This is a genomic window from Haloferax prahovense, from assembly GCF_000723845.1.
Lineage (GTDB): Archaea > Halobacteriota > Halobacteria > Halobacteriales > Haloferacaceae > Haloferax > Haloferax prahovense.
Genome location: NZ_LK053000.1, coordinates 2,475,711 through 2,498,673, shown reverse-complemented (window position 1 = coordinate 2,498,673; position 22,963 = coordinate 2,475,711). Strand labels below are relative to the sequence as shown.

Here is a 22,963-nt window from a genome sequence, read left to right as displayed (position 1 = left end):
TCCGACGGACTCGGGGGAGCAGGTAACATTGGTGCAAGGTACGTAAGTCGGTACAAGAAAGTTCCCGTCCCGTTATCAGTAGCGATATTTTAGACGTTCGGAATTTTCGCCCGTCAAGTATGTAATAAAAGTCAGACGGCGCCGTAGCGGCGGTAAGAAGAATTATCCGGCGTCGGCACGGACGTTCTTCCGACAGCCAACACACGTTCCAACACAATCATGACAGAACTAGTCAAGACCGGTGTCGAAGGACTCGATTCCATCCTGAACGGCGGTATCGTCAAGAACGCCGCGGTGCTCATCAGCGGAAACCCGGGGACGGGAAAGAGTATCCTCGGCCTCCAGTACCTCTACAACGGCGTCGACCAGTTCGACGAGGGCGGCCTGTATCTCACCTTCGAGGAGACCGAAGACGACATCCGCGAGGCGGCCGAGTCCATCGGCTTCGACCGCTGGCACGAGTACGTCGAGTCCGGAGATATCAAGGTTTACGACAAGCGGACGCTCCTCCGCGACGGTGACTTCTCGACGACGCTCGACCGCATCCTCGGCGACCTCCAGGACACCAACTACGACCGACTCGTCCTCGACTCGCTGACGATGTTCCAGCTGTTTTTCGACGACGAGAAAGAACAGCGCCAGTACCTCCTGAAGTTCATCGACATCCTGAAGGACAGCGGCCTCACCTCGCTTCTGACCACCGAGCAGTCGGCCATCTTCCCCGAGACCGACATCGGCCTCGAGAACTTCCTGACCGACGGGAACATCTACCTCATCCAGAGCCCCGCGGGCGCGACGAGCAACCGCTACGTCTGGGTGGCGAAGATGCGCAAGCAGAGTATCAAGAACTCGATGTTCCCGCTGGAAATCGCACAGGGCGGCATCAAGATATACGAGCAGGCGGCCGGGTTCTCTATGGTCGGCGAATCCCCGCCGTGGTTCGGCGAAGAGACCGAATAACGCGCGGGCTCGGCGGCGAGCGACCGGTCCCGACGGTTCTTTTTCTGTCTTCGCCGAATCGACTGTTCTGACGGCCCCGAACGCGGAGCGCGCGCCGCGCTCGTCCACTTCGCTCGGGGTCATGTCGCTGCAGACGTCTCGCTTCGCCTCGCCTCTCTGGCCGTCTCGACTCGGCCGTGATAGTCGTCTCCCAAGCGAGTGTCGTCGATGCCGGCGGCCGAGAGCGTTGCCGTCTAGTCCAGTGCTCCTGTGTGCGCGGTGTACTACGGACACACGACAGCGCCGCCGCTCGACGGCTGAGGTGGATAAAATGAACGGAAAGCGTGAAGTCGGGTTACAGTTCGACTGGTTCGCCCTGCGTCTTGCCCGCGAGCTGCTGGGGCATCGTCAGGATGACCTGCGTCGTGCCACCCGTGCGGGAAGTGATTTCGAGGGTGACCTGCTCGCCCGTCGAGAGGCCGCCGACGAGGTCGGTCTCGTCAGCGTTGCTGTCCTCGATGGCGGCGGTGTCGATCTTGACCTCGTAGCGGTCGTTCATGCTGTTGAGGACACCGAACGAACTGTCGTCGTCGGTGACCTCGGTGAGACCGAACTCATCGGCGTCGGGGTTCGGTTCCGTCCCGTCGCCGTCGTACTGCGTCTGGTTAGTCAGAGTCTCGACGCTGTCGCCGCTGAGGTACTTAATCGAGGTCTCGTTCATGTCCACCGCGTCCGAGCCGGCCGCCAGACGAACGGTGAGCGTGATGTTGTCGATGTCCGCCTCTCCGCCGACCGTTCCGTGCGTGTTGAGGACTTCGACGCGGTTGGTGACCTTGTTCACGGACTGCTCACCGGCGTCTTCGGCAGTCGCCTGCAGGAAGCCGGCCGTGTTCACGAGGACGCCCGCCGCGATTGCAGCGACCAGAACCATCGCGATGAAGACGATGAGGGTCCCGATACCGACCTGACCGCGGTCGTCGTCAGTAATTTTGTTAAACATATGAATCTCCTTAGAGCGCGATCGGGTCGTTGTCGTCCTTACCCGCGAGCTGCTGGGGCATCGTCAGGATGACCTGCGTCGTGCCACCGTTGCGGCTGGTGATGTCGAGCTTGACCGTCTGGCCCGTCGCCGTTCCGTTGGCGGAGGTGCCTTCGACCGTCGAGGTGTTGATGACGATCTCAGCGCGGTCGGACTGCTCGTTGAGGACCTCGAACGAACCGTCACTGTCCTCGAGGACGCCCGCGGTGAAGTTGTTCCCCGTCGTCAGGTTAGCGGGGTCTGCGGTGTCAGCGTTGTTGACGGTGTCGTTGTAGGTGAGCGTCCGCGCGGTCGTCTCACTCAGGTACTTGACCGTCGTATCTTCGAGAGAGACACTTCCGGAACCGGCCGCGAGGCGGACGGTCAGGAAGACCTGGTCGACCGTGCGTTCCTCACCGGACTGGTTGACCAGCCCGTGCGCGTTCACGACGTCGACGCGGTTGGTGACCTTGTTCACAGATTGCTGTCCAGCGTCCTCGGCGGTAGCTTGCAGGAAGCCAGCCGTATTCACGAGGACGCCCGCCGCGATTGCGGCGACCAGAACCATCGCAATGAAGACGATGAGGGTCCCGATACCGACCTGACCCCGGTCTTCTTTGATGTTTTCGAACATGGGTTTCGTGGGTTTGGTCCCACACTCAGCGGGGAGCGGGGAACCGTCACTCGTCAACTTGGAGAGGTGCTACATAACGCTACGGCCCTCAATATCAAGATTGATATCATGCGGCCGGTACGTCGATAAGTAAACTTCTTCGCACGCTCACGCGAGACGCTAGTCGACACTTACCTCAGGAAATATAAGAAAAGAGTCCGGAGCCGGAGCGGTTCAGTCCTGCGTAATCTTCCGCCACACGTCGTCGAGTTTGTTCTTCACCTCCGGGCGCTCGGTGACGCTGACCGTGTAGTCGTCGGCTTCGAACCGGACGACGATTTCGTCGACTTCGCGGCGGTAAACGTTCGTCCGTCGGTGCTCGTCGGAGAGAACCCGGTCGTGAAGTTCGAGGAGGCCCGCCGCCGTCAGTTCCTCGATTCGGCGATAACAGGTCGCGATGGGGATATCCAGCATCTCGCTGAACTCCTGTGCCGAGTGCGGTTCGTCCGCGGCACGGAGGATGTCAGGGTTGTATTCGTTCCCCAGTGCGGAAAGGGTCCTGTCAGACTCCATAGATGGAAATTTATCGGAACGCACCGCTTGTCAATGTGTTGGTTGTCTCTCTGCCACGTTCTCAGTCATAGTAGTGAGTCTGTCACGCTCGGTGACGATGGGATTATATGCCACGACACCGAGCATTCGCCGATGGACGACGAGGACGAACGTCCTCCCAATCACCCGCGGGAACAGGGTGTCGTCGGGGCGGACGAACTGGATATCAGCCGCGACGAGCACGTCGCGGCGCTCGACACGGGCCGGTACGTCATCTCGACGGGAGAAAACAGGCCGCCCGCGCCGGTCGACGGCGGGGACAGTGACGGGGACGGTGACGACCGCCGACCGCCCGGCACGGACGGAACGACCCAGTCCGACTCCGAGCCGACCGGCGAGCGAGGAGAGAGCGACCGGAACACCGGCGCTCCCGAACTCGTCCTCCCGAAAGACCCGAAAAAACGGGCCGTGCTCGCCCGCCGACTGCTCGCAGAGCGCGTCGGAGCAGTCACCGCGGACCACGCGCTCGTCACCACTGCGCTCGTCGATGGCGAGGTAACCCGTCACGAGACCGTCTCCGACGACGTGACCGAGGTCGTCAACTCGTTTCTCTCGTGGTACGCCGACGCTGTCGGCAGCCCCGACACGCCGCCCGACGAAGTGCTCGGCATCCTGCTTTTAGCCTCGGAGGTACAGGTCACCTATCCCGGTCGGGCCGTCGAGGCGCTCGCGACCGCGAACGGACTCGACCGCGACGACAGTATCGGTGACCTCCTCGACGCCGTCGAAGAGGCCGGCGCTTCGTTCCCGCCGCGTCGACGATGATGCGACGGTGACAGGTTCCGGTTCGAGCATCGGAGCTCCCGAATCTTCGGTCGACACGATGTGACGCGGGCGAATCGCCCGTCCAATACCGTATCATCCTTGATAATGGGGAGGAAGGGTTTATGGTGTGATTTTCGGAAATCTGGAGGTATGGCAAGCAAGGTACTGGTCGTGGACGATTCTGCGTTCATGCGGAACCTCCTCAAACAGCTCCTCGAGGGTGAACACGAAGTCGTCGGCGAGGCCGAAAACGGGGTCGAAGCGGTGGAACTCTACCGCGAACTCGAACCTGATGTCGTCACGATGGACGTCGTGATGCCGATTCGAAACGGCATCGAAGCGACGTCCGAAATCAAGTCGCTCGACGCCGGCGCATCGGTCATCATGTGCACGTCGGTCGGACAGGAAGAGAAGATGCGCGAAGCGGTCGAAGCGGGGGCAGACGGCTACATCACGAAACCGTTCCAGAAGCCGAACGTGCTCCAGGCTATCGCCGACGTGATTCAGGCAGAGGCATGAATCTCGACGTCCGGTCGCTTCGCACGTTCAGTCGGCTCGCCCACTCGGGCGCGGAGAAAGCCGCGGGTTCGCTGACCACACTCGCCGGCATCGACACGTACGTCAACGTCACCAAGGTGGAGCTCGGGACGAAGGCGGACGTCGAAAACGAGTTCGCCGAACGCGACCTCGTGAGCGTCCACATCGGCTTTTCGGGCGGATTGGACGGTCACACCGTGTTGGCGTTCTCGCCGGAGTCCGCAGAGCGCTTGGTCGACGCGCTGATGCCGGGTATCGACGCCACCGACGCCGAGGGTGAACTCGCCGAGAGTAGCCTGAAGGAGGTTGCGAACATCATGCTCGGCGGCTTCATCGACGGCTGGGCCGACTACCTCGACACCACCGTCGACATCACGACGCCGACCTACGTCGACGACGAAAACGACGGCCCGCTCGACCACGTCGACGCCGAGGGATTCGAGAACGGCGGCGACGACGAGCACGTCCTCGTCTTCCGTAACCAGTTGGAGGCCGCGGACAACGCCATCGAGTTCGACCTGTACATGGTTCCGACCGCCTCGTCCATCGGGACCATCGTCGAGGCGAGCGGCGAGGACGGCGCGCTCCCGGTCGAGTCGTTCGCCGCCTTCTCCGAGATGATAAACGACGGCGCGAACCAGGCCTCGGAAGACATCACGGCGATGACGGGCATCGACACGACCGTCGAGGTGAGCCGGCTGAGCTTCGTCCCCATCGAGGGCGTCCCCATGTCGTTGACCGACGCGGTCCGCCGCGGCGTCGTGTTGGAGTTCAGCGGGACGCCGAGCGGTTACATCGCCATCCTCTTCGACGAGCCGTCGGCCGAGAACATCGCGAGTAGCCTCCTGCCGGGCATGGAAGGCGACGAGGCGATGCGCCAGAGCGCGATTCAAGAGATTGGCAACATCACCACCTCTGGCTTCCTCGACGGCTGGGCCAACGCGCTCGAGACGACTATCGACATCTCGCCGCCGAAGCACGTCCACGACATCGGGTCGGCCATCATCGACCCGCTCGCGACCGACCTCGCGCAGTCTCAGGAGTACGCGTTCCTCATCGATTCGACCATCCGGACGGACGACGACGAGTTTACCTGCGACATCTACGCGCTCCCCGACGAGACGGAGCTGCGCAAGGCGCTCAAGCAACTCTCGCCCGCCGCGTGAACCCTCCGTAGAGGCACCCAGTAATGCAAGTATACACCACGGACACGCCCGCGGCTCGCTCCGGTCGAATCAAGGTCGGAATCGCCGATTACGCCGTCTCCGGCGACGAGAGCACGCTGACCACGAGCGGTCTCGGCTCCTGTATCGGCGTCGCGTTGTACGACCCCGAGACCGGCGTCTCCGGTCTCGCACACGCGATGCTTCCGGAGGCGGACGACGGCAGCGAGCCGGCGAAGTTCGTCGACACCGGCATCGAACTCCTGCTCTCGGAGATGCGAGCCGCCGGCGCGGACATCGACCGCGTCGTCGCGAAAATCGCCGGGGGAAGCACCATGTTCGACTTCACCTCGGCCGACGGCGACGGCAGTATCGGCGATAGAAACGTCGCCGCGACGCGAACGACGCTCGACGGGTTCGGCATCGACGTCGTCGCCGAAGACGTCGGTGGCTCCCACGGCCGCTCGTTGGAGCTCGACAGCCAGACCGGCGACCTCCGCGTTCGGAGCGCGAAGAGCGGCAACCACGTTCTCTGAGGGCGTCACCGGCCGAAGTTCGGCTTCGACGACCGTCTCTCCTGTCTCTCGTCCGTCTCAACTGCGTCGAGCGCCGCCCGCGAGCAGGGAACCGAAAACGGCTGACGCGTGAGAACCGACCGAAGCCGGTTCGACCCCGCACCAGAGGTATCAGTTCTGATAGCGCCTCGAATAGATTTATGTCGCCTCCTTCGAATGCTTTCACCGAAACGGTACGATATCGCGTGTGACACCGCGGACAGCGCTCCGCGCTCTCCGCCGCCCTGAGTCGGGGGACTCGGGGGGAGTCGTGCCGTCCCCAACGAGGTGACCTATGTACTTGGACCCGGACGAATACGACCCAGACGAACTTCGACGTATCGCGCGTGACGCCCCACGGCCCAGACGGAACGGTGACGGCCGATTCGACGACAGCCGATTCGACGACAGCCGATTCGACGACGGCAGATTCGATGACGCCCGGTTCGACGACCGGAGTCCGTTCCGGTTCGACAACCCGCTTTTCGACCGGAGCCGACAGGAGGCGTCCGAAGCCCTCCGGTCGAGCCAGCTCGAACACCTGCTCGTCCACCAGTCTCGCGACGAGGAAGACGGCGTCGAAAAGCCGTACCTCCGCTCGCTTCCGGACAAGTACGGCGCGGAACGCGTCGTCTTCGACTGGCTCGAGTTCCTCGTCCTCAAGGGCGGGTTCAAGCGGGCGATGGACGCCCTCCGGTACTACCAGACGGTCGACTGGGTCACGCCCGGCGTCGAGGAGACGCTCCGGGACTACCTCCTCGGGTTCTCCGCTGACGTCGACGAACCGACCGACCTCGACGTCGACGACCACCTGCTGAGTCTGGTCTACGTCGCACGTCTCTCCTCGATGGTGTGACGCCGACCGACGGGTCTCGAATACGGTCTCTCCTTCCGACAACCGAGTGTATACCATGACTGCGCGAACCACCCGCCCGCCGAGTCCGAACCGAGTTGATACCGCATGACGAACGACGCAGCCGCCGCTAACGACGCTGGTGTGGCGTCCGAGTCCGACGAGACCGACGTGCCGACGGCCGTCGGCGTCAAGTTCGGGAGCGCCCGGACGGCGCTCGCCTTCGACGACGGCGACGCGGCGAGGACGGTTCACCTCCCCTCGTGCCTGACCGACGGCGAAGACGCGCTCGCCGGCGACGAGGGCGTCCACGACGGCGGAGAGACAGTCCGGGAGTCCTCCGAGCGAGTCGAGTTCATGCTCCGCTCGGGCGTGCCGGCGACCGCCCGCGACGCCGAGTCATTCGAGCGGTTTGTCCGCGAACTCTGCGCGCGACACGACCTCTCCGCCGAGAGCGCCGTCGTGTACGCGATGCCGACCGTCGACGACGATATCGGTCTCGCGAACTTCGGCACCGCGGTCGGCGAGTGCGGCATCGGTGAGGCGCTCGCGCGAGGCTTCCCCGAATCGCTGTGCGCGTCGATTCCGGCGCTCGGCGACGGAATCGAGGCGGTCGACGAGGTCTTCATCGCTCTCAACCTCGGTGCGACGAACCTCGAAGCGTGCGCGTACCGACGCGGAGAGCGGTTGCTCCCGTTCGTCTCCGCGGAGGCGTCCGGCGACCGCGTCGACCGGCGCATCGCCGAGGCGGTCGAAGCCGAGACGGGCGGGCGAGTGACGATTGACCCCGCCACCGCCCGCGGGTACAAGGAGACCCACGCCGACTTCGGCGGGTTCGACCCCTTCACCGACGCGGTCGAACGCGGGGACGAGGGCGCACACGAGTTCACCGTCGAACGGGGTGTGATGGAGCCGTTGGACGAGTATCTCGACGACGTGGTCGCCGAGCTCGGCGATTTCTTCTCGCGACTGGCAAGCTCGCACATGAAAACCTATCAGCTCGCTCGCGCACGCCCGCTCGTCGTCTCCGGCGGGATGGCGTGCATTCCCGGACTGGTTGAGGAACTCGAAGCGCGTCTCGCCGCGGAGCTCGACCGCCCGGTGAACGTGGTCGTCCCCGACGACCCGGTGACCGCCGCGGCCGAGGGCGCACACAGACTCGCGGTACGGCTCCGCGACGCGGCCTGAACGCTCGGCTCTCGGGTCTCTCGTTTTCTGTTCGACTCACCCAGTCGCTGCGTAACTCAGTCCGTCTCCGACTCGGTCGAAACCGTTCCGCCGTCGCCGACGGAGACCGCTCGGTCAGCGCTCCGGAGGCCGACGATTGCGACGGTCCCCCTGGGGTCGTTCTCCGCGAACCGGAGCCGACCGTTCGAGCGGTCGATTATCCACTGGACCAACCAGAGCCCGAGCCCGCTGATGTGTTGGAGCGGCGTCTCGGTCCCCGATTCGAGGACGGAGAGCTCGGCGTCGGGGACGCCCGGCCCGTTGTCGGCGATTCGAATCTCCACGTAGTCGGTCGAGGTCGCCCTTCGCTCGACCGTGACGCCGACTTCCGGAATGACGCGGTCGTTGTGTTCGAGCGCGTTGTCGATGAGGTGTTTGATGGCCGATTCGATGAGGTCGTCCGCGGAGACCCACATCTCGTCGGGGAGGCTCCGGTGGACGATGGCCTCGGGGTAATCGGACTCGATGTCGTCCAACTGCGCCTCGATGCGCCCGACGACCTCGACGGGTTCGATTCCGGACGACCCGCGGGTCAGTGTCGTGTCGATGTGGCGAGTCTGCTCGCCGAGTTCGACCAGCGACGACGCCTTCCGCTTTATCGTTCGAGCGTGGTCTTTCGACTCGGCGGGGATGCGCTCGTCGAGGAGGAGGTCCGCGTGGCCGAGGATGACGTTCATGTCGTTTCTGAGGTCGTGTCGAAGGACGCGATTCAGCACCCGGAGACGCTGTTCGTAGCGATGGCGACTGGTCACGTCCCGCGAGTTCAACACGACGCCGTCGACGGCGGGGTCGTCGAGGAGGTTCACACCGACCGTCTCGAACCGCCGCCACACGCCGTTCTTGTGGCGGATTCTGAACTCCGAGCGCACGGGAGAGTCGCCGGCTATCACCTCGTCGAGGCAGCCGGCGACCCGGTCTCTGTCTTCGGGGTGGACGAGGTCGAGCACCGACTCGCCGACGAGCGCGTCGGTCTGATAGCCGAGCACCTCGGTCATCGAGGGGCTCGTGTAGGTCCGTTCGCCGTCCTCGTTGAGGACGGTGATGACGTCCCGGGAGTTCTCGATGAGCGCGCGGAACTCCTCTTCGGTGTGCCGGCGCTCCGTCACGTCGTAGAAGACGAGCAAGAGTGCGCGGTCGTGCGTCTGGTCGCCGACCGCCTCGGAACGGACCTCGAAGTAACGGCAGGTGCCTCCGTCCTCGACGACCGCCTCAGCCCTGTCTCGACCCTCCAGAACCGTCCGGACCTCGGCCGGAACGCGAACGCTTTCGAGGACCGGCTCACCGATGCACTCGTCGACCGGCCGCTCTAGTAGCTCCGAGGCGGCACCGTTCGATTCGACGATTCGGTCCTGTTCGTCGAGGACGACGACTGCGTCGCGCATCTCCGAGAGAATCGCGTCGCGGGCGATGGGTGTGATGTCGAACAGCTGGTGTCTGAAGAGCGCCCAGAGCACGACGACCGAGCTGACGCCGATAGAGAGGGGAACTGGGTTGATTCGAATCGGGAAAAAGAACTCACCGGCGAGTGCGGCGAGAGGTATGAGACCGGCGACGACGAGGAACCCGGCCTGTCGTCGATGGATGCTCGAACTCCGGAGGTACGTCTTTCCGATGACGGTCAGCCCGGTGAGGGCGACGCCGGAGCCGTAAATCACGTGGACGACGAAGAGGAGCTCCGGACCGGGCGGGACGAGAAGGTGCAGACCGGCTCCTCCGGTGTTGTCCGGTGCGGTGGCCGCCCAGAGGTCGAGCGAGGACCCGAGGAGTCCGTGAGAGTGGTTCGTCAGCGCGAGGGCGATTGCGACGGCGGGCTCGACGGCGAGGAAGCCGACCATCTGGGTGGTGAGCAGTTGGTCCTCGCCGGCGTAGACGAGGGCGAAGATGAGCCATATCGTGGGGAGCACGGCCGCGCCGGCCCACGCCAGATACGCGTAGAACAACTCGGCACCCGGCGTCGTCGCGAGAAAGGCGAAGCCGTACGCGGTGGCCCAGATACTTCCGGAGAGCGTCAGGAGCGCGAACGGGAGGCGGACCCGCCGAGAGTAGAGTCGGAACCGACCGAGGACGACGAGCGTCACGACCCCCGCGAGGATGCCCGCGGCGAACAGCGCGTACGCGTACGGGAACTGCCCGACGCTGGTCATGAGTTGGTCGTGGTGCGCATCTGTGAGCCTCTGGAACTGTTCTTTCCGACGAGTGTCACATCGGAGCGATATCAAACGTGTATCCGTTTCTGAACTTAAGCGGTTCGCCCTCTTTATCAACGCTGATACTTAGTTCCGGTTGAGAGACAAGCGGCCGGTTCGAGGGGCTCTTACGCCTCAATAAGGTCTCATTCACCGAATGGTCGGTTACATTATCAGAGATAACATCACAGGGAATGCTGACGGTTCGCGCGAGTCGCAGAAATGTCGATATTCGGACGTTCGCCCGAACGCTTAATTCGGATGGATGCACACGCAGGGATAGATGCCGCGCGAGTCACGTCGTCCCAACGTCGCCGAAGCCCCGAGCGGACCCGGGCCCCGTCGGGACACCAGCGACCGGTCGTTCGACTGGGTCGACGCGCCGACGAATCGGACGTGGAGCGACGTGGCCCACGAGCGCCTCCTCGCGACGACCGCGGCGGTCACGTCGGACGGTGAGCCGTTTCTCGACGAGATTCCGCGGACGCCGCGGGCCGAGCGGGTGCTCCTCGAGTGGTGCGTTCACCTCGTCGAGCGATTGGGCGGCCGCGGCGCGCTGGAGATGGCGTCGTACTACCGCGATATCGGCTGGATCGGCGACGGGCCCCACGACGCGATTCGCGAGCGCGTCGTCTCCTTTACCGTCCCCTCGGACTTCGAGGACGCGCCGACCGAAGAGGACCACGTCCGCAGTTTCTCGTACGTCGCCCGGCTGTCGGTGATGGCCGATTCGGAGTGAGAAAAGGACGGCTTCGACGAGTCCCTAGAGTCCGAGTTCGCGACCGATGATGAGGTGTTGAATCTCGCTCGTTCCCTCGCCGATTTCCATGAGCTTCGCGTCGCGGTAGAACCGCTGGGGGGCGAAGTCGGTCGTGTAGCCGTAGCCGCCGAGCACCTGCACCGCGTCTTCGGCGACTTCGCGGGCGGCCTCCGAGGCGTCGAGTTTCGCCAGTGCGGACTCTCGACTGACCCGCTCACCGGCGTCGTACCGCGTCGCCGCCTTGTGGGTGAGCAGTCGCGCCCGCTCGGTCTTGCGGTGCATCGAGACGAGTTTGTCGCGGATGGCGTCGAACTTCGAAATCGGTCGGTCGAACTGCTCGCGCTCTTGGGCGTACGATTTCGCGTGACCGTACGCGCCCTCGGCGAGCCCCACCGAGAGCGCCGCGATGGAGATGCGGCCGCCGTTGAGCGTCTTCATCGTCTGCTTCCACCCCTCGCCCTCCTCGCCGAGGAGTCGGTCTTCCGGTACCCAGCAGTCGTCGAAGGAGAGCTCGCAGGTCGGCGAGCAGTTGAGGCCCATCTTGTCCCACTCGGTCGTCACCTCGAAGCCGTCGTCGTTCTCCGGGTCGACGATGAACGTCGAGATACCGTCGTAGCCCGCGCCGGGGTCCGTGACAGCCTTCACGAGGACGGAGCCGGCGACGCTCGCGTTCGTGATGAACTGCTTCGTTCCGTTGATGACGTAGCCGTCGCCGTCCCGCTCTGCGACGGTGTCCATGTCGCTGGCGTCGCTCCCGGAACCGGGTTCGGTCAGGGCCCAGCCGCCGAGGTACTCGCCGGTCGCGAGCGGCGTGAGCCAGCGTTCTTTCTGCTCGTCGGTGCCGAACAGTTCGATGGGCTTCGACGCGAGGCTGACGTGGGCGGCGTACGACAGGCCGATACCGCCCGAGACGCGACCGAGTTCCTCCACGACGAGGGCGTACATCAACTGGTCGCCGCCGAGGCCACCGTACTCCTCGTCGATGGGGACGCCCATCACGTCCAACTCGGCCAACTGGTCGAATATCTCCGCGGGGAACCGGTGTTCGTCCTCGATGTCCTGCGCGATGGGCGCGATTTCTTCCTCGCAGAACTCGCGGACGGTGTCGCGAATCATCCGGTGTTCGGCCGGGATGTCGAAGTCCATGCGACAAACTATCGCCGTCCCGGACATAAACTAATCGAACGACCATGAAGAATTGTGGCGGCGCGAGCGGCGAACTGGGGCCGTCCGACCCCTTTCGGGCCGACCGCCCCCGACCCGAACGCTCTCACCGCGTGGGAATAGGCGTCCGGGTCTTTTTGCGCCGCGGTCCGAGATTCTCGTATGTACTCCCACATCCTCTTTCCGACCGACGGAAGCGAGTGCGCGGACGCCGCCTTGGACCACGCCATCGAGCACGCCCGCACCTACGACGCGACGCTCGTGGCACTCTACGTCGCCGACGTGCGCGAGGTCGGCTACGCCGCACCCGCGCTCTCGCTCGAACGGGTCCGAGAGGCGCTCCTCGAAAGCGGCGAACAGGTGTTAGACCGCGTCGCCGAGAGGGCCCGCGAGGCCGGCGTCGAGGTCGAGACCGCCGTCACCGAGGGCACGCCCGCGAGCGAGATTATCCGTCACGCCGACGAGCGGGACATCGACCTGGTGGTGATGGGCACCCACGGCCGAAGCGGCATCGACCGCTATCTCATCGGTAGCGTCGCCGAGCGCGTCGTCCGCGGCTCCGACGCGCCCGTGTTGACAGTCCGACAGGAATCGGCGTAGGCCCACGAGGTTAAGCCGCCCCTCGTCTTACGGGGGTGCATGGACCTCCGTCGGCTCGTCCGCGGCCGCCTCGGGTGGCCGCGTCTGGAGACGGTCGCCCGCGAACTCGCCCGGCGGTACGACCGCGACACCCTCCACATCCGATTTCTCGAGGCGGACAACTGGCTTTCGACCCCGATGGTCGTCGACGACGAGTGGTTCGTGAAGGTCATCTCCAAACAGAACTCGCTCGTCCACGCCGTCTTCACCACCGGGCGGAACCTCGGCGCGTTCTCCAGCGGGACGGAGGGTTTCTTCGGTCACTTCGGGACGCCGCTCGAGATGGCCGAACACGAACTCGAAGCCACGAAGCGACTCCGGAACATCGGCCTGCAAGCGCCCGCGCCGGTCGAGGCGTTCGAGGTTGACGGCCTCGGCGTCCTCGTCCTCGAATACCTGCCGAACTTCCACACCCTCGACACCGCCCCGCGGGAGGAGGTCGAACGGCTCGCCCCCGAGTTGTTCGCGGCGCTCGCGGAGATGCACGACAACCACCTCGCCCACGGCGACCTCCGGGCGGAGAACGTCCTCGTCCGCGAGGACGGCATCTACTTCATCGACGCGACGAACGTCAACGACGAGGGGATGCGCGACGCCCGCGCGTACGACCTCGCCTGCGGGCTGGCGGCGCTCGAACCGCTCGTCGGTCCCAAGAAAGCCGTCGCCGCGGCGCTCGACTCCTACGGTATGGACGCGCTCTTGGACGCCGTCGACTTCCTCGACTTCGTCAACATCCGACCCGACCACGACTTCGACGCCGCGGCGCTCAAAGGCGAGATAGAAAAGCACGCGGCGTAGTTGTCTCCGGTTCCCCGTGTCTCGACGTCCTCCGACTCACTCGCAGGGGAGCGTGCCGTCGTAGCTCGCGTCGCCGACCACGACGACCCCGCACATCGCCTTCGAGCCGTGGATACCACAGTCGTACTGGTAGACGCCGGAGTCGTCGAACCGGTAGGTGACCCGCCCGTCGCGGCCGACCGTCCCGGACTGAAACGACCAGTCGGTCGCCGCGTCGTCGAAACTCGCCGCGCGGACGTTGTGCTGAAGCGCCTCTCTGTTCTCCCACGCGACCGTCGTCCCCGGCTCGACCGACAACCGCATCGGCGAGAAGGCGACGCTCTCCATGGTGACGAGCGGGTCAGACTCGTCGTCCGACGCCGGTTCGCTCGTCGGCGTTGGCGACTCGGTCGGTGTCGGCGTCGCCGTCGTGTCCGGTGACGTGGTCGTCTCCGGAGACGCCGTCGTCGCGGTTGTGGTCCCAGTCTCGGACCCGGTCGACTCCGTCTCGTCGTCCGTCTCTCCAGCGTCGTCACCACCGGTACAGCCGGCGAGCAGTCCGAGTCCGGCGGTCGCGGCGGCGAGGGCTCGTCGTCTCGTGAGTCGCATACCGGTGGTCGGACCACCCGAAGAATAAGCGATGTCCCAAATTCCGCCCGATTGGAACCCCATCTCGCCGAGAGCGGCGGGGGTCGAGGCGGAACACGGCGTTCCGTGACGGATGGACGAAGCCGCGGGGTGCGTCGCACCCGCGAGTCGCGGGCTACTCGCCCTCGACGCCCTCGTAGTCCGCGCCGCCCATGTAGAGCCGCGAGACTTCGGGGTCGTCGAGGAGGCCGTCGGCGTCGCCCTCGTAGGCGACGGTCCCCTGGTCGAGGACGTAGCCGCGGTCGGAGATGCCGAGCCCCTCGCGGGCGTTCTGCTCGACCATCAGGACCGCCGTCCCGAGTTCGTTCACCTTCTTTACGTCCTCGAACACCGACTTGACGATGTTGGGCGCGAGGCCCGCCGAGGGCTCGTCGATGAGGAGCACTTCGGGCTCCATCACGAGCGCGCGGGCGAACGCGAGCACCTGCCGCTGGCCGCCCGAGAGCGTCCGCGCCTTCGCAGAGCGCTTCTCGTCGAGAATCGAGAACTGGTCGTACAGCTCGTCGATTCTGGCCTGCAGGCCCTCGGAGCGGGCGACGCCGCCCATCTTGAGGTTCTCGTCGATGGTGAGCGACGAGAAGACGTTGTCCACCTGCGGGACGTAGCCCATCCCGACGCGGACGAGGTCCTCCGGCTCCTCGCCGGTGATGTCCTGTCCGCCGAGTTCGACCGAGCCGGTCCACGGCTTGAGGAGGCCGAACACCGTCTTGAGGACGGTCGACTTCCCCGCGCCGTTCGGCCCGATGATGCAGACGATTTCGTCCGATTCGAGGTGGAGCGACAGGTCGCGGAGGACCTGCACCTCGCCGTAGCCGCTGTCGACGCCGGAGACGTCGAGTGCGCGGTTGGTCATGGGCTGGCCCCTCCGAGGTACGCCTCGATGACGCGGTCGTCAGAGCGGACTTGGTCCGGCGAGCCCTCCATGAGCACCTTCCCTTGGTCGAGAACGATGATGGGGTCTGCGAGGTCCATGATAAACGGCATGTCGTGTTCGATGATGAGGAAGGTCTGACCCTCCTCGTTGAGTTCGCGGATGAACCGCTTGATGTCGTTTGCGAGCGTCGGATTGACGCCGGCGACCGGCTCGTCCAAGAGCAGGATGTCGGGGTTCGTCGTGAACGCCCGCGCCAGCTCGACGAGCTTCATCTGCCCGCCGGAGAGGTCGGTCGACGGCTGGTCGATGAGGTGCCCGATTTCGAACCGTTCGAGCAACTCGCGCGTCTGTTCGATGTTCGCTCGTTCCTCTTCGGTGACGTCGGAACTGGAGAAGAAAAGCGAGAAGATGGACTCGCCTTTCTGCGGTCCGGGGCCGACGAGCATCGCCTCGCGGACGGACATCCCCTCCAGCCGCCGGGGCGTCTGGAAGGTCCGAACGAGCCCCTTTCGGGCGCGCTCGTGCGGTTCGAGGTCGGTCACGTCCTCGCCGTTGACGGTGACGTGACCGGCGTCGTTCTCGTAGAAGCCGGAGATGAGGTTGAACAGCGTGGACTTCCCCGCGCCGTTCGGCCCGATCATCCCCGTGATGGTCCCGCGGTCGACCTCGATGGAGACGCCGTCGGTGGCGACGAGGCCGCCGAACGCCTTCTCCAGGTCGGTCGTCTTCAGAACGACGTCCGACTTCCCGAGGCGCGCGCCCTCGTACGCGTCGTCGTTCATCGGTCGTCACCCCCGTTCGAGGCGGTGCCGCCGTCCGGGGCAGCACCCGACGTGGACGCGCCGCCGGCACCGCCCCCGTCGCGCGCCGCCGGCCAGATGAGTTCGTCCTTCGGCGGAAGGAGCCCGTCCTGCCGGAAGCGCATGATGAGGATGATGAGCCCGCCGACGAACAGCAGTCGAAGCGGGGCCAGGTCGACGCCGAGCGTCTGGATGAACCCGATGTCGTTGAGGAAGCGGGTCCCCTCGCGGATGGCGATGACGACGGCCGCGCCGACGACCGCCCCGCGGTTCGACCCGGTCCCGCCGAGGATGACGGCGATCCAGATGTAGAACGTCGTCAGGGGAACGAGGTCGGAGGGGTCGATGTAGAGGTTCAAGTGAGCGTAGAACGCCCCGGCGACGGCCATGATGACCGAGCCGATGACGAACGCCTGCATCTTGAACTGGTAGGTGTTTTTACCGAGCGCCTTGGCGAGGTCCTCGTCGGACCGGATGGTCCGGAGGACGCGGCCCCACGGCGACCGGTGGACGCGCCGGAGGAACAGGTAGACGACCGCGATGAGGACGACCACCACTGCGGCCGTCGTCGCGGCATCGGTCAGCGGCAACCACGACAGGAGTTCCGGGATGCCGCTGATACCGCTCGACCCGGCGGTCCACTGGTCCTCGTTCAGGATGATGGCGCGGATGACTTCGGCGAGTCCGAGACTGGCGATGGCGAGGTAGTCCTCGCGCAGGCGGAGCGTCGGGATGCCGATGAGCACCGCGACGAACGCGCTCACGACGATGGCCGCGAGGAACCCGAACACCGGGTGAAGTCCGAGTCCGAGCGGGGAGTTCGGCGCGGTCAACAGCGCGGCGCAGTAGGCTCCGATGCCCCAAAACGCCGCGACGGAGAAGTTGATAAGCCCGGCGTAGCCCCACTGGACGTTGAGTCCGAGCGAGAGCAGGGCGTACATCCCGACGAGCGCGATTTGGAACAGGAGGAACCGCGGCCCGATGACGCCGGTGAGGACGCCGACGACGAGCAGCACCGTGATGAGTCCGAGCGTCGCGAAGATGCGCCGCTCGGTCACGTCGCGGACGAGCGTCTCGCTCACCCACGAGGACACGGCGCTCATCCGCTATCACCCGCGATTCCGCTCGGGCGAACGAGCAGGATGGCGACCATGATGACGAACGCGACGGCCGCGGCGTACCGCGAGCCGACCGGGATGATTCCCCACTGGTTGAAAAGCGGAACCAGTTCGTGGACCATCCCGATGACGAGGCCGCCGAGCATCGCGCCGTAGACGGAGCCGATGCCGCCGAGGATGACGGCGGCGAAGATGATAAGCAGGATGTCGAAGCCCATGCGCGGGCGGACGAGTTCCTCTAACCCGAGGAAGACGCCGCCGGCCGCGGCGAGCGCGCCGCCGATGAGCCACATGGCGAAGATGACCTCTCTCGTCCGAATCCCGCTGACGCGCGCGAGGTCCGCGTTGTCGGCGGTCGCGCGCATCTTCCGGCCGAGGGTCGTCCGCGTCAGCGTCAGGTGCAGCGCCGTCACGAGGACGACAGTGAGCATCACGACGACGAGGTTGCGCGGCGTGACCGCGATGCCGAGCGTCTCACGGACCCACGGTATCGGTCCCTGTCTGGGCACGCCGTAGCGCTCCGGCTCGGTTCCGAACGACAGGAACACGAGCGCGCGATAGACGAGCGCGACCCCGATACTGGAGATGAGCAGGCCGATGGAGTCGGACCCCTTCACCGGTTGGTAGACGACGCGGTCGGTGATGACGGAGATGACCGCCGCCGCGCCCATACCGAACGCGAGCGCGAGGAAGAACCAAAGCGGCAGGCCGAACACGCCCGCGTCGCCCAGCATCGGTCGGAGGAAGCCGACCGAGAACAGCGCGGAGAACGCCCCCACGGTCATGAGGTCGCCGTGGGCGAAGTTCGCGAAGTCCGCGATGCTGTAGACGAGCGACAGCCCGATGGCCGCGAGGACGATGATGCTCGAAAACACCACGCCGTTTGCGACGTACTGGAAGGGGCTGACTTGGAGCGGTATCACGGCTCGGTGGCCCCCCTAAGGGTCGTTCGGCGTCCGTTCCGTGCGTGCATGATTAGCTCGTGATGTAGTCGCCGAAGACGTACTCGTGGTCCTGGACGCTGTAAATCTGGTAGTAGCCCGGCGGATCGCCGTTCTCGTCGAGGTCGACCGGACCGCTGACGCCCTGATAGTTGATGTCGCTCGGCGAGCCGCCGTCGCGCAGGACGGCCGCGGCCTCCTCGAAGTTGAAGACCTCCTCGCCCTCGGGGCGGGTCACGTCGCGGACGACCGACGAAAGCGCCTCGCCGGAGAACTCGTCGGCAGCCTCGATGGCGAGCGCCGCCACCGTGACGGCGTCGTAGGCGTAGGCCGACCAGACCGTCGGCGTCGCGTCGTAGTTCTCTTCGAACGCGGAGACGAAGTTCTGGTAGTTCTCCTGGTCCTGCGGGGCGCTCTCGGTGATACCTTTCATACCGTCCATGCTGCCCGGGGCCGTGTTCTCGATGATGGAGTCGGCGACCGTGGACTCCGCGCCGTAGTAGTCGACGGTCGTGTTGTAACCCTGGTCGAACCCCTCGTTGACCATGACGGTGTACTCGTTCGCGTAGGTGAGGAAAATCCACGCCGAGGCGTCCGTCGAGGCCATCTCGGTGAGGATGCCGCTGTACGACGACTGACCCTGGTCGTGGGGTTCGTTGTAGGCGACGGTGCCGCCGAGTTCGGACTCGAACGTCTCGGCGAACACGTCCGAGAGGCCCGTCCCGTAGTCGTTGTTGATCCACGTGATGGCGACGGTGTCGTGGCCGTCGTCGCTGACGAGGCTGGCGAGCGCCTGCCCCTTCGCCGCCCCCGAGGGACTCATGCGGAGCAGTTCCGGCCGCGACGTGAGTTCGGGGCTCGTGCTGTTCTGGCTGATCTGGACGACGCCGGCGTCGTTGGTGACGCTGTCGTGGATGGCGATGGAGACGCCCGAGCCGACGGAGCCGATGAGGAGCGGCACGCCGTCTTGGTTGACGAGCTTCTGCGCGCCGTTGACCCCGCCCTGGTTCGTACTCTCGTCGTCCTCAACGGAGATTCTCAGCGACCCACCCTCGGAGCCGATGCCGACATCGTTGATCGCGGCGAGCGCGAGTTCGCGACCGCGGGTGTTGCGCTCGCCGTAGGGCGCGAGCGACCCGGTGAGCGAATCGACCATGCCGATGGTGTACGACGACTCGCCACCGCCGCTCTCTTCGGTGGTCGTGGTCTCCTCGCCGCCGCCACCGCCACTTTCCTCAGTCGTCGTGGCCGTGGTCGTGTTCTCGTCTTCGCCTTCGAGACAGCCGGCGGTCGCTCCGACAAGTGAGAGTCCCGACAGCTTCAGCAGCGTTCTGCGGTCCATGTCGTGTGGTGACATAACAAACTATGCTCTCCAGTTATCGTAAATATACCTGTAACCGTCCATGGTCGGGAGTCCGAAACCCGCCGGACGAAACGAGTATCCGCTCTTTATTTCACTAATATTTTTCAGAATGATTTGGTAGGGTCTCTCTTTAGGGTACGTGTCTCACAATAGCCGGCCATGATACCCCCCATCGCGAACAACTTCGTGGCGGGTGAGACGTCCGACGGGGCGGTCTCGCACGTCGAGTCCCTGAACCGCGACGGCATCGCGGGGATACTGAACCTGCTCGGCGAGCACTACACCGACCGGGCCGACGCCGACGCCGACGCCGACGCGTACGTCGACCTCGTCCGCCAACTCGGCGCGACGAACCTCGACGGCTGTGTCTCGGTGAAACCCTCGCAAATCGGCCTCGATATCGGCGACCACGCGTTCCGGGAGAACCTCGACCGCATCGTCGACGCCGCGGACGCCGAGGGCGTGTTCGTCTGGGTCGACATGGAGGACCACGAGACGACCGACGTCACCCTCGACGCCGTCGACGACTTGGGCCACCGGACGGGCGGGAACGTCGGCGTCTGCGTGCAGGCGAACCTCAAGCGCACGCGCGACGACCTCGAACGCCTCGCCGACGTGCCGGGGAAGGTCCGCCTCGTCAAGGGCGCGTACAACGAGCCCGCGTCCATCGCGTACAAGGAGAAGTCGAAGGTGGACGAGGTGTACGAAGAACTCCTCGAGTACATGTTCACCGAGTTCGACGACGGCGTCGCGGTCGGCAGTCACGACCCGCACATGATCGCGCACGCTCGCCATCTCCACGAGCAGTACGGGACGCCCTACGAGGTACAGATGCTCATGGGCGTGCGCGAGGACGGCCAGCGCGACCTCGCGGACGCCGACATCGAGATGTGGCAGTACGTCCCCTACGGGGACAAGTGGTTCTCTTACTTCTACCGGCGCGTCCGCGAGCGGAAGTCGAACGCGCTGTTCGCGCTCCGCGCCGTCGCCGGCATCTGAGTCGGGGCGTCCGACCTACTGCGGGTCGAGCAGTTTCGATTCCGCCTTTCGGAGGTGTTCGAGCAGCGTCGTCTTCGAGATGTCCATCTCGGCGGCGAGTTCGCGGGTGGAAACCTCGCGGGGCCAGCGGTAGTAGCCTTCCTCGCGCGCGAGTTCGAACGCCTGCCGCTGACTCCGGGTGAGCGTGTCGAGCCGCCGACTGCGCTCCGGTTCCGCGCCCTCGGACGTGGAGATGGAGGCGACGCGAATCTCGGCTCCGGTCTCGTCCATGACGGTCTCGATGCGCGGCTGTATCTCCTCGCGCGCGCCCGCGAACCAGACTTCCCACCGCTCTCGGCCGTTTTCTATCTGCGTGGGGGCGCTGTGGACGAAGCCCTGCTTGAGCAACTGCGGACACATCATGTCGCTCGGGTCGTACTCCAAGAAGAACTCGCGGGCGACCGGGCCGGGCGCGACGTGCTTCCCGCGGGAGTCGAACCGCTCTTGCAGTTCCAACACTTCGCCGGTGAGGTCCGAGTCGGCGATAACGTCGAGGAGCGTTTCGACCTCGTCGAGCGACTCGCCGTAGGCGGTGAACAGGCCGTTCGACCGCTCGACGCCCGCGGTGGGGGCGTCGTAGATGGCGTGTGCGAGGATGCCGCCGTCGTACTCGCTCGTCGATTCTATCGCCCAGCAGTTCGGATGCCACAGGTCGAGCGTGAGGCGCGTGCCTTCACCTGACGTGCGCTCGCTCATACACCGGGTAATACGCCGCTACGTAAGATGTTGTCTGTGGTCACTCGGGGGCGGGTTGACGCGTCGACTCGGGCGCGTCCCTTCCATGGGAGGGTCCGGGGTTATTAATCCTAGTTGTGACTCTAGAGTCATATGGCGCAGGACGAATATCGACACTATATCGACGGCGAGTGGACGGACGGAACCGGCGACGAGACGTTCGAAAGCACGAACCCCGCGACGGGCGAGTCGCTGGGGACGTTCCGACGAGGGACGCCCGAGGACATCGACGCCGCGGCGGCCGCGGCCGACGAGGCGTACGAGGAGTGGCGCGAACTCTCGCACATCGACCGCGCGGAGTACCTCTGGGACATCTACCACGAACTGCGCGACCGCACCGAAGAGCTCGCGGAGGTCGTCACCAAAGAGTGCGGGAAGGAGATTTCCGAGGGCCGCGCCGACGTCATCGAGGCGTACCACATGGTCGAGTGGGCCGCGGGCGACGCCCGCCACCCCAAAGGCGACGTGATTCCCTCCGAGATTCCCGCGAAGGACGCCTACATGCGCCGCAAACCCCGCGGCGTCGTCGGCTGTATCACCCCGTGGAACTTCCCCGTCGCCATCCCCTTCTGGCACATGGCCGTCGCGCTCGTCGAGGGCAACACCGTCGTCTGGAAGCCCGCCGAGCAGACGCCGTGGTGCGGTCAGATTATCGCCGAGATGTTCGAAGACGCCGGCATCCCCGACGGCGTGTTCAACATGGTGCAGGGCTTCGGCGACGCCGGCGCGACCATCGTCGACGACGAGCGCGTCGACTCCGTATTGTTCACGGGCTCCGCCGAGGTCGGCCACGAGGTCGCGAGCAAGGTGGCCCAACACCCTGGAAAACTCGCCGCGTGTGAGATGGGCGGCAAGAACAACATCGTCATCACGGAGAAGGCGGACCTCGACATCGCAGTCCACTCCGCGACGATGTCGTCGTTCAAGACCACCGGCCAGCGCTGTGTCTCTTCCGAGCGCATCGTCGTCCACGAGGAGGTGTACGACGAGTTCAAGGAACGCTTCGTCGAGAATGCGAAGAACGTCTCCGTCGGCGACCCGCTCCGCGAGGACACCTTCATGGGCCCTCTCATCGAGGAGGGCCACAAGGAGAAGGTCACGAAGTACAACGAACTCGCGGAGAAGGAGGGCGTGAACGTCCTCGTCGACCGCACCGAACTCGACGCCGACGAGATTCCCGAGGGCCACGAGGAGGGCCACTGGGTCGGGCCGTTCGTCTACGAGGCCGACCCCCACGACGACCTTCGTTGCACCCACGAGGAGGTCTTCGGCCCCCACGTCGCCTTGCTCAAGTACTCCGGTGACATCGAAGACGCCGTGGAGATTCAGAACGACACCGACTACGGTCTCGCCGGTGCCGTCATCTCCGAGGACTACCGCCAGATTAACTACTTCCGCGACCACGCCGAGGTCGGCCTCGCCTACGGGAACCTCCCGTGTATCGGCGCGGAGGTCCACCTCCCGTTCGGCGGCGTGAAGAAGTCCGGAAACGGCTACCCCTCGGCCCGCGAAATCATCGAGGCCGTCACCGAGCGCACCGCGTGGACGCTCAACAACTCCAAGGAGATTCGCATGGCGCAGGGCCTCTCCGCGGACATCAAGACCAAAGAAGACGAGTAAGGTCGGTCACCCGCCGCGG

Annotated in this window: 24 protein-coding genes; 12 read left to right on the top strand and 12 right to left on the bottom strand. The window is 65.2% G+C overall.

Features of this window, described 5'->3' with window-relative positions; genetic code table 11:
* The first annotated feature begins 219 nt into the window (after positions 1–219).
* Complete coding sequence (locus tag BN984_RS12580; RefSeq protein ID WP_004977361.1) at positions 220–960, top strand: RAD55 family ATPase; 741 nt, start codon at positions 220–222, stop codon at positions 958–960.
* Positions 961–1,294: 334 nt separating this feature from the next.
* On the opposite strand, the gene flgA2 is transcribed toward BN984_RS12580, so the two are convergent.
* From flgA2 to BN984_RS12565, 3 genes are all read right to left on the bottom strand, one after another.
* Entirely contained in the window at positions 1,295–1,939 is a 645-nt protein-coding gene (gene flgA2, locus BN984_RS12575) for a flagellin A2 (protein ID WP_049968363.1), read from the bottom strand.
* Between the two features lie 10 nt (positions 1,940–1,949).
* Positions 1,950–2,591: a flagellin A1 gene (flgA1, locus tag BN984_RS12570; RefSeq protein ID WP_008092915.1), complete on the bottom strand. Its 642-nt coding sequence runs from the start codon at positions 2,589–2,591 to the stop codon at positions 1,950–1,952.
* Between the two features lie 213 nt (positions 2,592–2,804).
* Positions 2,805–3,143, bottom strand: a complete 339-nt coding sequence (locus tag BN984_RS12565) for an ArsR/SmtB family transcription factor (RefSeq protein ID WP_008092913.1) — start codon at positions 3,141–3,143, stop codon at positions 2,805–2,807.
* Positions 3,144–3,275: 132 nt separating this feature from the next.
* Between BN984_RS12565 and BN984_RS12560 the strand changes: the two genes are divergently transcribed.
* The 6 genes from BN984_RS12560 to BN984_RS12535 all read left to right on the top strand — a co-directional run bounded on the left by BN984_RS12560 (position 3,276) and on the right by BN984_RS12535 (position 8,242).
* Positions 3,276–3,947 carry a DUF7500 family protein gene (locus BN984_RS12560; protein ID WP_049968362.1) on the top strand — a complete coding sequence of 224 codons (672 nt, stop codon included), beginning with the start codon at positions 3,276–3,278 and terminating at the stop codon, positions 3,945–3,947.
* 150 nt (positions 3,948–4,097) lie between these two features.
* Positions 4,098–4,466 carry a chemotaxis protein CheY gene (gene cheY, locus BN984_RS12555; protein ID WP_004043735.1) on the top strand — a complete coding sequence of 123 codons (369 nt, stop codon included), beginning with the start codon at positions 4,098–4,100 and terminating at the stop codon, positions 4,464–4,466.
* Positions 4,463–5,650: a chemotaxis protein CheC gene (locus BN984_RS12550; protein WP_049968361.1), complete on the top strand. Its 1,188-nt coding sequence runs from the start codon at positions 4,463–4,465 to the stop codon at positions 5,648–5,650. The genes cheY and BN984_RS12550 overlap by 4 nt, the downstream gene beginning before the upstream one ends.
* A gap of 23 nt (positions 5,651–5,673) precedes the next feature.
* Positions 5,674–6,183 carry a chemotaxis protein CheD gene (locus BN984_RS12545; protein WP_004977367.1) on the top strand — a complete coding sequence of 170 codons (510 nt, stop codon included), beginning with the start codon at positions 5,674–5,676 and terminating at the stop codon, positions 6,181–6,183.
* A 313-nt stretch (positions 6,184–6,496) separates the two neighbouring features.
* Positions 6,497–7,057, top strand: a complete 561-nt coding sequence (locus BN984_RS12540) for a FlaD/FlaE family flagellar protein (RefSeq protein ID WP_049968360.1) — start codon at positions 6,497–6,499, stop codon at positions 7,055–7,057.
* A 105-nt stretch (positions 7,058–7,162) separates the two neighbouring features.
* Positions 7,163–8,242 (top strand): hypothetical protein, encoded by a 1,080-nt coding sequence (locus BN984_RS12535; RefSeq protein WP_008092902.1) that lies wholly within the window; start codon positions 7,163–7,165, stop codon positions 8,240–8,242.
* Between the two features lie 56 nt (positions 8,243–8,298).
* Here the strand turns inward: BN984_RS12535 and BN984_RS12530 are convergent, their stop codons facing one another.
* Positions 8,299–10,425, bottom strand: a complete 2,127-nt coding sequence (locus BN984_RS12530; RefSeq protein ID WP_008092900.1) for a histidine kinase N-terminal 7TM domain-containing protein — start codon at positions 10,423–10,425, stop codon at positions 8,299–8,301.
* A 325-nt stretch (positions 10,426–10,750) separates the two neighbouring features.
* Between BN984_RS12530 and BN984_RS12525 the strand changes: the two genes are divergently transcribed.
* Positions 10,751–11,206 (top strand): FlaD/FlaE family flagellar protein, encoded by a 456-nt coding sequence (locus BN984_RS12525; protein ID WP_008092899.1) that lies wholly within the window; start codon positions 10,751–10,753, stop codon positions 11,204–11,206.
* Positions 11,207–11,230: 24 nt separating this feature from the next.
* Here BN984_RS12525 and BN984_RS12520 read toward each other — a convergent pair whose 3' ends face one another.
* The gene (locus BN984_RS12520) at positions 11,231–12,373 is read right to left on the bottom strand and encodes an acyl-CoA dehydrogenase family protein (RefSeq protein ID WP_049968359.1); all 1,143 of its coding nucleotides are present in this window, start codon (positions 12,371–12,373) and stop codon (positions 11,231–11,233) included.
* Between the two features lie 180 nt (positions 12,374–12,553).
* Here BN984_RS12520 and BN984_RS12515 point away from each other — a divergent pair, with 180 nt between their 5' ends.
* Together BN984_RS12515 and BN984_RS12510 are read left to right on the top strand one after the other, a co-directional pair.
* Complete coding sequence (locus BN984_RS12515; RefSeq protein ID WP_008092897.1) at positions 12,554–12,991, top strand: universal stress protein; 438 nt, start codon at positions 12,554–12,556, stop codon at positions 12,989–12,991.
* A 39-nt stretch (positions 12,992–13,030) separates the two neighbouring features.
* The gene (locus tag BN984_RS12510; protein WP_008092896.1) at positions 13,031–13,828 is read left to right on the top strand and encodes an RIO1 family regulatory kinase/ATPase domain-containing protein; all 798 of its coding nucleotides are present in this window, start codon (positions 13,031–13,033) and stop codon (positions 13,826–13,828) included.
* A 36-nt stretch (positions 13,829–13,864) separates the two neighbouring features.
* Here BN984_RS12510 and BN984_RS12505 read toward each other — a convergent pair whose 3' ends face one another.
* From BN984_RS12505 to BN984_RS12480, 6 genes are all read right to left on the bottom strand, one after another.
* The gene (locus tag BN984_RS12505) at positions 13,865–14,416 is read right to left on the bottom strand and encodes a cupredoxin domain-containing protein (protein WP_008092895.1); all 552 of its coding nucleotides are present in this window, start codon (positions 14,414–14,416) and stop codon (positions 13,865–13,867) included.
* Positions 14,417–14,570: 154 nt separating this feature from the next.
* Positions 14,571–15,308 carry an ABC transporter ATP-binding protein gene (locus BN984_RS12500; protein WP_008092893.1) on the bottom strand — a complete coding sequence of 246 codons (738 nt, stop codon included), beginning with the start codon at positions 15,306–15,308 and terminating at the stop codon, positions 14,571–14,573.
* A complete protein-coding gene (locus tag BN984_RS12495) occupies positions 15,305–16,111 on the bottom strand; it encodes an ABC transporter ATP-binding protein (protein ID WP_049968358.1) in 807 nt (268 codons plus the stop codon). Before BN984_RS12495 ends, BN984_RS12500 begins: the two co-directional genes overlap by 4 nt.
* Entirely contained in the window at positions 16,108–17,232 is a 1,125-nt protein-coding gene (locus BN984_RS12490; RefSeq protein WP_049968357.1) for a branched-chain amino acid ABC transporter permease, read from the bottom strand. The genes BN984_RS12495 and BN984_RS12490 overlap by 4 nt, the downstream gene beginning before the upstream one ends.
* Entirely contained in the window at positions 17,229–18,170 is a 942-nt protein-coding gene (locus BN984_RS12485; RefSeq protein WP_004977385.1) for a branched-chain amino acid ABC transporter permease, read from the bottom strand. The genes BN984_RS12490 and BN984_RS12485 overlap by 4 nt, the downstream gene beginning before the upstream one ends.
* A 52-nt stretch (positions 18,171–18,222) precedes the next feature.
* Positions 18,223–19,530 (bottom strand): ABC transporter substrate-binding protein, encoded by a 1,308-nt coding sequence (locus BN984_RS12480; RefSeq protein WP_049968622.1) that lies wholly within the window; start codon positions 19,528–19,530, stop codon positions 18,223–18,225.
* A gap of 180 nt (positions 19,531–19,710) precedes the next feature.
* Here BN984_RS12480 and BN984_RS12475 point away from each other — a divergent pair, with 180 nt between their 5' ends.
* Complete coding sequence (locus BN984_RS12475) at positions 19,711–20,550, top strand: proline dehydrogenase family protein (RefSeq protein ID WP_008092886.1); 840 nt, start codon at positions 19,711–19,713, stop codon at positions 20,548–20,550.
* 15 nt (positions 20,551–20,565) lie between these two features.
* Here the strand turns inward: BN984_RS12475 and BN984_RS12470 are convergent, their stop codons facing one another.
* The gene (locus BN984_RS12470) at positions 20,566–21,285 is read right to left on the bottom strand and encodes a helix-turn-helix domain-containing protein (protein WP_004977390.1); all 720 of its coding nucleotides are present in this window, start codon (positions 21,283–21,285) and stop codon (positions 20,566–20,568) included.
* A 132-nt stretch (positions 21,286–21,417) separates the two neighbouring features.
* On the opposite strand from BN984_RS12470, the gene BN984_RS12465 reads away from it, so the two are divergent.
* Positions 21,418–22,944 (top strand): aldehyde dehydrogenase family protein, encoded by a 1,527-nt coding sequence (locus BN984_RS12465; RefSeq protein ID WP_008092885.1) that lies wholly within the window; start codon positions 21,418–21,420, stop codon positions 22,942–22,944.
* Positions 22,945–22,963 lie beyond the last annotated feature (19 nt).